Here is a 7,452-nt window from a genome sequence, read left to right as displayed (position 1 = left end):
GCCGCGAGGCGTTCCGCGTCGCTGCTGGTGGTGCCCGGCCGGTCACCGGCGTCGGTCTCGGCCTTCTTCACCCACGTACGCAACGCCTCCGGATGAACCCCGAGCTGGCCGGCGATCCGCCGGATCGCTCCGACCGCCGACGCCGGATCCCGGCGGGCCTCGACCGCCAACCGGGTCGCACGCTCACGCAGCTCATCGTTGTACTTCTTCGGTGCGGGCATCGCTGGTGTTCCTCCCAGGTTTCGATGTCTCCATCAAACCCGGTGCGGGACACACCGCTGGACTGGTTGCTCGGCACGACACGTCAGTGGGTGCACGCCTACCTCAAGGCGCACCTGGGCGACGACTACCGCACCATCATCAAGGCGGCCCACGGCCGGCTGCCAGGCCGGGTGACCCTCACGACGGCGATGCTGGGCCACTACGACACCGTGGCGAAGATGGGCATCAACCAGTACAACGAGATGCAGAAGAAGGTCCGCAAGGTGTCCGGCTTCGGGTACCTGTTCGAGCTGGATCACATCATCGAACAGCGCTTCATCCGACGGCTCCGCGAGTGGACCGAGGCCGTACCGGAATACCTGGCCTTCCAGGCGTTCCTCGTGCCCAAGAACGCCGGCGTCGCCGCCGAGATGATCCGCATTGACCCGGCCTCACACGTGATCCGCTACGTCCACCGAGCGAAGACCGACATCATGCGGACCCTGATCCCGCACGGCTCCGAGCACCTCTTCAACGTGCAACAGATCGCGGACGCGACGCTGTTCACGCTGAAGTCGCTGGACGCGCACACCTACATGAGGACGATCGACGTCTTGAAAGAGGACTTCCGCTTCCTCGCGGGGGCCCTCGGCCAGGAGATGCCCCGGCTCCGGCAGTGGGACGAACTCACCGAGGCCCTCTTCACAGCGGCGAACGGCTGGCCGCAGGTCAAGTAGACATGGGCGATCGTGCAGGTCTATCGCGGGCTCACGACGGTCAGCAGCACGACTGAGTCCTCGACCGCGGTCAGGGCGTGCCGCTGTGGCGGGATCGCGACGTGGTCACCGTCCCTGCCCTCCCATGCCTCGGTCGACGTGGTGAGCCGGACGTGGCCGCGTAGGACCAGCAAGGTCGCCTCGCCCGGGCTGCTGTGTTCGGCCAACTCACGCCCGGCGAGCAGAGCCAGGACGGTATGGCGGAGTGCCTGGTCGTGGCCGCCGTGGATGGTGTGGGCCGATCGGCCGCTGTGCGCCTCTCGAGCCAAGGTCAGCTGTTCCTCCGCCAGTGTGGGGAGGGAGGTCGACTTCATCGATAGAGCCCTTCGTCTCGTCCGGGATCAACGCGTTGGGTCAGAGAGCCAGCAGGAGGACGCCGCCCGCGAGCAGGGCGACCACCTTGACCAGCTCAAGGGCAACGTAGGCGTAGTGAGCGTGCGAGCGTGGTGCATTCTCGCCCGCCAACACGGCGCGGGAGCGCCGAGCCAGCCGCGGCCGGACAGCCAGCAGCTGGACCAGCAGGACGGCGACGGCGACCATGATGGCCGCGAGCGCCCGCGCTGGCGGCGGGTTCAACGCGAACGCGACCAGGATGGTCATGCCGAGGATGACCTCGATGGCGTTGAGGACACGGAAGACCAGCCGACCGATGCCCAGCCCAATCTGCACGGTCACGCCGGGGGCACGAAACTTCAGCGGCGCCTCGATGAACGAGATGGCCAGCACCATGCCCAACCAGACGAAGCTCACCGCGACCGCGACCGCCGCGGCGGCGTTCATCGGGCTGCCCCGGTGACCGTGAGGTGGGTGAGGCACAGGTTGGGCTCGACGAACGGCTCCAGCCGGTCGACCATGACCGGCACCTGCCAGGCGTCCATGGCACCTCGCATCAGCCCCAGGTGGACCGGGCAGACGACGTGGGGCTGGGATTCGGCGAGTTCGAGGAAGGGGCAGTGCCGCAGACCGATCCGTACCTGCCCGTCGGCGTCACGCCGTTCAGGAGCGAAGTTCATCGTCTCCAGCAACGACATCAGATGGTCGACCGGCGCCGCTTTCCCGCCCGCCCCGTCGTCGTCGGTGGACGAGGCGATCTGTCGGCCCCACCGGCGACCGGCCTCGATCGCCTTCGCATCGGGATCAGCGTCGCCGGCGAGACTCAACGCGAGTATCTCGGCCAGCACCCGGTACTGCCGCGGCCCGGCCGGGTCCATCCTTCGCACCGCCCGGAACAGCAGCGGGGGACGGCCGGGGCGGTTCTGCTCGGGTACCACACGTTCGACCCGGCCCTGACCGACCAGGGTGTCCAGGTGAAACCGGACGGTGTTCGGATGCACGCCCAACTGGCCGGCGATCGCCACGATGCTCAGCGGGGCGATCGCCGCGTTCAGCACCCGCAGGACCCGCAGACGTGGCCCCGCCGGCTGCTCGGACTCGGTCGCCATGATTCTCACCCTTCCTGTGCGGCGTTCGTCGGCGGGAGATTCGCCACCATCGGCGTGTCCACCCCCAGCGGGCCGATCCTCGCGGCACCGCCCGGCGAGCCCAGGGGCCCGTCGCGGCCCGGCAGGGTCTCGACGAAGAACGCCTCGTTGTCGGCGAGGTGCGGACGGTACGGCTCGGGCAGATCGTCCTCGAAGTAGATGGCCTCGACCGGGCAGACCGGCTCACAGGCCCCGCAGTCGACGCACTCGTCCGGCTGGATGTAGAGGCTGCGGGCCCCCTCGTAGATGCAGTCCACCGGGCACTCTTCCACGCATGCGCGGTCGATCACATCTACGCAGGGTTCACCGATCACGTACGTCATGCCTATAGTTTACACAAGTTCGGCTTGTATAAACCCATGGGTGGGAGGAACCAGATGGAGCAGAAGAGCACGGAGTCAGAGCTCGACGTACGGCAACTTCGCAAGACCGACAAGCACCCGACGATCTTCGCCCGCTATGCCGAGCTGCCGACGAACGGGTCGTTCGTGCTCGTCAACGACCACGACCCCAGGCACCTGCGCAACGAGTTCGAGGCTGACCACCCCGACAGCGTCGGCTGGGAGTACCTGGCACGGGAGCCCCGCAACTGGCGGATCCGGATCACCAAGCTCACCAGTACGCCGCTTCCCCGGACTCTCGTCGACACGACCGGCCTCGCCGAGCTCACCGGTGAGCCGGATGTGACCGGGGCGGTGTGGAAGTTGCAGGCGCGCGAACGGGACCTGGACGCCAACATCATCGCGTTGCCGCCCGGCGGCGTCATCGACGAGCACGCCGGCCCGGACCTCGATGTCCTCATCCACGTCCTGGCCGGGTCCGGGCAGCTCGCCACCGAAGGCGGCGTCGTGGACCTGCGGTCCGGCGCCCTGGTGTGGCTGCCCCGGCGGTCGCGCCGTCAGTTCACCAGCGGGCCGGACGGACTGCGCTACTTCACCGTCCACCAGCGCCGACAGGCTCTTCTCGTGGACACCACGGTGCGGCGGGCCGACTGATGAGTGGGCCAGTGTGACCTGAGGGTTCGTGATCCGCCTCGATGTCGCGGACGGCCGCTCGTCAACGTCCCGACGGCCGGAGGTGAGCGGCGCCATCGCGATTCGGCGTCGCCACTGGCGGCCCGTCGGCCGGTCTTCCACAATTGGCCCGGTCGGCTCGGAGTGCTCACCGTGTCGGGCGGGCGCTGCTTGCGGCTGCTCACTGGAGATGTTTGACTGACGCGTCAGTATTGGTGGTTTGGGGACTGCTTGGTCGGCCAGACGGATGGATGGGGCCCATGGCGCGAGTGAGCGTGGAGGCGGAGCGCAAGGGTCAGATCCTCGCGGCCGCCTGCGAGGTCCTTTCCGAGATCGGCTTCAAGTCCCTGCGCGTAGCCGATGTGGCCCGGCGCGCGAAGACCAGCACCGGTACCGTGCACTACTACTTCGACACCAAGCGTGACCTCATGCACGCGGCGTTCGAATGGAACTTCGCCCAGTCCCTGCGACGGCGGGCGCCGCTCATGGAGCAGCACCCCGACCCACGGGACAGGCTGCGTGCGTTCGTAGAGTCGTATCTGCCGGCCGACGAAGTCACCGTGCGTGCGTGGCACGTGTGGGCGGAGCTGTGGGTGGAGGCTCTGCACGACCTGGACCTGCAGGACCTGAACGAGCGGGTCTACGGCGAGTGGCGGCGGACGGTCGCTGCGATCATCCGCGACGGGCAGGCCGCCGCGTACTTCCGCGAGGGCGATCCGGTGCTGCTCGCCAACGGTCTGATCGGCATGATCGACGGGCTCAGTCTCCAGGTGCTGCTTGGATCAAAGAGCCTGACCGTGGCCCGGATGCGTGCCGCCTGCGAGGAAATGCTGCGCACTCTCGAGGCTCCGTCACAGTCACCCGGTACCCACGCCCCGGTGTCCGTACCGCGCCCGTAGTCCGCGCCCGCCCGGCCCGGTTCGGCCGGCGCACTCCGCCCGGGCGTTGTCGCCGCCGCGCTGGCCGCGCTTCTCCCCGCGGACACGCCGCCCCGCTCCGATGTGCGGGGTGGCGTTTTGCCGTGCGGGTCGATCGACCCAGCTATCGGTGATCTTCAAGGCTTTCCCTGAATCAGACGCGCTTCGGCGCCAGAAACCCCCGAAGACCCCCTTGACACGTCGTGACTCGCCTCACAGGATCGTGCTCATATAACTGACGCGCCAATCAAATTTGGGGGACTAGTGCACGTTCCGAAGCGGGTCCTCGCTGCCGGTGTCGCGGCGGGTGCCGTGGTCGCCCTGGTCGGATGTGGTGGAGACGCCGGCGGGGCCAGTGGCAAGTCGCTGACCGTGGTCATGTGGGGCGGCGAGGATCAGAAGACCCACGTGCGGGAGGCGGTCCAGCCGTGGGCGGACCAGAACGGTGTCACGGTCAAGCAGGACTCTCCCACCGACTACGCGAAGTTCCGCGCCCAGGTCGAGTCGGGCAAGGTGAGCTGGGGCGTGGTCGAGGTGGAGCCGAACTTCGCCAAGACCGCCTGTTCCAACGGCTGGGCGGAGAAGCTCGACAAGGCCAAGGTGGACACGTCGCAGGTCAACCCGGTGGAGGTCACCGACTGCGCCGTGCCGACCCTGGAGTACGCGTTCACCATCGCGTACAACACCAAGACCTTCGCCGATCGGCACCCGACGACCTGGGCGGAGTTCTTCGACACCGCGCAGTTCCCCGGCAAGCGGGGCTTCTGGAGGTACGCCACCGGCGCCATGTTCGAGGCCGCGCTCCTGGCCGACGGGGTGAAGCCCGAGAACCTCTACCCGCTGGACATCGATCGCGCCTTCCGCAAGCTCGACACGATCAAGAAGGACATTGTCTTCTACGAGACCGGTGAGCAGCAGCAACAGGTGGTCTCCACCGGGGAGGCTCCGCTGATCCAGGCCTGGAACGGGCGGATCTACTCCGCGGCCAAGGCCGGCCAGCCGGTGGCCAACGAGTGGAACGAGCACATGGTCGCCTACGACCAGTTCGTCATTCCCAAGGGCTCCCCGCAGGCGGCCCAGGCGCAGGAGTGGCTGGCCCACTACCTCATGGATGCGAAGGGTCAGGCGGGTTACTCCAATGCCACCGCGTACGCGCCGGTCAACAAGGCTGCCTTGGAACACATCGACCCGGCGGTGGCCAAGGAGCTGCCGACGTCGCCGGAGAACGCCGCGAAGCGTTCAGTGATCATCGACTACTCCTACTGGGCGGAGCACTACGACAGCGTGACAGAGCGGCTCACCGAATGGGCGGTCAAGTGAGCGTGGTGGCGTCCGCGCCGGACGGAGTGGCATCGGGCAGCCGGGGCGCGGACCCCGGCTCCCCGGCCCCTTCGCAGCCGTACGGGCGAAGGCGTGGGATCTTCGACGGGTGGGGACTGCTGCTGCTTCCCCTGGTGCTCTTCCTGCTGGCGGTGTACGTCGCCCCGCTGGTCCTGGTGCTCGCGCGCAGCTTCACTGACCCGGTCACCGGCTTGGACAACTATCGGGACTTCTTCGCCTCACCCGTCTACGTCGATGTCCTGGTCAACACGTTCCGGATCTCCGGGCTGGTCACCCTGGTGACCCTGCTCCTCGGCTTTCCCTACGCCTACCTGATGACGCTCGCCTCACCGTTCTGGCGCGGCGTGCTGCTGGTGGCCGTCCTGGTGCCCTTCTGGACCAGCCTGCTGGTCCGCACCTTCGCCTGGGTGCTGATGCTCGGCGACACCGGGGTGGTCAACCAGACCCTGATCAGTGTCGGCATCATCGACGAGCCCATCGCGATGATTCGCACGTCCACCGGCGTGGTGATCGGCGTGGTCCAGGTGATGCTGCCGTACGCCGTACTGCCGATGTTCGCCACCATGCGCGGCATCGACCGGCGGCTCGTCCAGGCCGCCGAAGGACTCGGCGCGCGACCGGTGTCGGCGTTCTGGCGGGTGTACGCCCCATTGACCGTGCCCGGCGTCGCCGCATCCAGCCTGCTGGTGTTCATCTCCTCAATCGGGTTCTACGTCACGCCGGCGCTGCTCGGCAACCCGCAGGACATGATGATCGGCGAACTCATCGTGCAGCAACTCTCGGCCGTGCTGCGGTGGGGCTTCGCGTCGGCACTGGCGGTCGTGCTTTTCGTGGTCACCGGCGTGCTGCTGCTCCTGGTTTCTCGCATCGTCAAGATCGACAAGTTCGTGGCGGGTGGGCGATGACCTCACGCACCGTGGTCCGCGCGGCGTTGACCGGGCTGGTGGCGTTGACCGGGATCTACCTGGTCGCCCCGGTGTTCGTCGTCGTCCCGACCTCGTTCAACGACAGCTCGTTCCTGGCGTTCCCTCCCGAGAAGTGGTCGTTGCGCTGGTACGAGAGCTACTTCCAGGATCAGACCTGGATCTCCAGCACCCTCAACAGCGTCCAGATCGGATTGTTGGTCACCGCCCTGTCCGTCGTGCTCGGCGTGCTGGCGTCCCTGGCGATGGTGCGCGGCCGCTACCCGCTGCGAGCGGCGGTGAGTGGTCTCGTGCTCGCGCCGGTGCTGGTGCCCTACGTGATCGTCGGGCTCGCGGTGTACGCCGCCTTCCTGCGACTGGGGCTCACTCAGACGACGCTCGGGTTCGTGCTGGTGCACACCGCGCTGGCGGTGCCGTTCGTGGTGATCAACGTATCGGCGGCGCTGGTGAGCTTCGACCGCAGGCTCGAAATGGCCGCGTCGGGCCTGGGAGCTGGACGGTTGAGCACCTTCTTCCGCGTCACCCTGCCCATCATCGCGCCCAGTGTGCTGGCCGGAGCCCTGTTCGCTTTCATCACGTCGTTCGACGAGGTGGTGACCAGCATCTTCCTGGCCGGTCCGGAACTGACGACGCTGCCCGTGCAGATGTGGAGCGGAGTCCGGGTCCAGATCGATCCGACCGTCGCCGCCGTCTCGACGATGCTGCTGCTCGTCACCCTGGCCCTGTTCGCCTCGGTCGGTCTGGCACGCGCCCTGCGTAACCGCCGCCTCAACCGAGCCTGACCTTCTGCCAAAGGACAC

The 7,452-nt window shown here is 67.6% G+C and carries 11 protein-coding genes; 6 read left to right on the top strand and 5 right to left on the bottom strand.

Features of this window, described 5'->3' with window-relative positions; genetic code table 11:
- A partial coding sequence (locus ACFYPS_RS25835; protein WP_387327657.1) for a transposase occupies positions 1 to 221 on the bottom strand: 221 nt, incomplete at its 3' end.
- Between the two features lie 42 nt (positions 222 to 263).
- Here ACFYPS_RS25835 and ACFYPS_RS25830 point away from each other — a divergent pair.
- On the top strand, positions 264 to 938 hold the full coding sequence (locus ACFYPS_RS25830; RefSeq protein WP_387327654.1) for a hypothetical protein: 675 nt from the start codon (positions 264 to 266) through the stop codon (positions 936 to 938).
- Between the two features lie 20 nt (positions 939 to 958).
- On the opposite strand, the gene ACFYPS_RS25825 is transcribed toward ACFYPS_RS25830, so the two are convergent.
- The 4 genes from ACFYPS_RS25825 to fdxA are packed head-to-tail and all read right to left on the bottom strand — an operon-like array spanning position 959 to position 2,781.
- Positions 959 to 1,291 (bottom strand): cupin domain-containing protein, encoded by a 333-nt coding sequence (locus ACFYPS_RS25825; protein ID WP_354965791.1) that lies wholly within the window; start codon positions 1,289 to 1,291, stop codon positions 959 to 961.
- A 40-nt stretch (positions 1,292 to 1,331) separates the two neighbouring features.
- Complete coding sequence (locus ACFYPS_RS25820) at positions 1,332 to 1,757, bottom strand: hypothetical protein (protein WP_387327651.1); 426 nt, start codon at positions 1,755 to 1,757, stop codon at positions 1,332 to 1,334.
- Positions 1,754 to 2,419 carry a helix-turn-helix transcriptional regulator gene (locus tag ACFYPS_RS25815; protein WP_387327648.1) on the bottom strand — a complete coding sequence of 222 codons (666 nt, stop codon included), beginning with the start codon at positions 2,417 to 2,419 and terminating at the stop codon, positions 1,754 to 1,756. The genes ACFYPS_RS25820 and ACFYPS_RS25815 overlap by 4 nt, the downstream gene beginning before the upstream one ends.
- A 5-nt stretch (positions 2,420 to 2,424) precedes the next feature.
- Positions 2,425 to 2,781, bottom strand: coding sequence for a ferredoxin (fdxA, locus tag ACFYPS_RS25810; RefSeq protein WP_354965788.1), 357 nt, complete (start codon positions 2,779 to 2,781; stop codon positions 2,425 to 2,427).
- A 54-nt stretch (positions 2,782 to 2,835) separates the two neighbouring features.
- Between fdxA and ACFYPS_RS25805 the strand changes: the two genes are divergently transcribed.
- The 5 genes from ACFYPS_RS25805 to ACFYPS_RS25785 all read left to right on the top strand — a co-directional run bounded on the left by ACFYPS_RS25805 (position 2,836) and on the right by ACFYPS_RS25785 (position 7,434).
- Positions 2,836 to 3,453: a DUF2249 domain-containing protein gene (locus ACFYPS_RS25805; protein ID WP_387327645.1), complete on the top strand. Its 618-nt coding sequence runs from the start codon at positions 2,836 to 2,838 to the stop codon at positions 3,451 to 3,453.
- A 278-nt stretch (positions 3,454 to 3,731) separates the two neighbouring features.
- Positions 3,732 to 4,370 (top strand): TetR/AcrR family transcriptional regulator, encoded by a 639-nt coding sequence (locus ACFYPS_RS25800; RefSeq protein ID WP_354965786.1) that lies wholly within the window; start codon positions 3,732 to 3,734, stop codon positions 4,368 to 4,370.
- 282 nt (positions 4,371 to 4,652) lie between these two features.
- Complete coding sequence (locus ACFYPS_RS25795) at positions 4,653 to 5,708, top strand: ABC transporter substrate-binding protein (RefSeq protein ID WP_387327642.1); 1,056 nt, start codon at positions 4,653 to 4,655, stop codon at positions 5,706 to 5,708.
- Positions 5,705 to 6,634, top strand: a complete 930-nt coding sequence (locus tag ACFYPS_RS25790) for an ABC transporter permease (protein ID WP_387327639.1) — start codon at positions 5,705 to 5,707, stop codon at positions 6,632 to 6,634. The genes ACFYPS_RS25795 and ACFYPS_RS25790 overlap by 4 nt, the downstream gene beginning before the upstream one ends.
- Entirely contained in the window at positions 6,631 to 7,434 is an 804-nt protein-coding gene (locus tag ACFYPS_RS25785) for an ABC transporter permease (RefSeq protein WP_387327636.1), read from the top strand. Before ACFYPS_RS25790 ends, ACFYPS_RS25785 begins: the two co-directional genes overlap by 4 nt.
- The last annotated feature ends 18 nt before the right edge of the window (positions 7,435 to 7,452 follow it).

Source organism: Micromonospora sp. NPDC005087 (assembly GCF_042872965.1).
In the GTDB taxonomy this organism is placed as follows: Bacteria; Actinomycetota; Actinomycetes; order Mycobacteriales; family Micromonosporaceae; genus Micromonospora.
The sequence above is the reverse complement of the archived record's forward strand: the minus strand, read 5'-3'. Positions and strand labels throughout refer to the sequence as shown.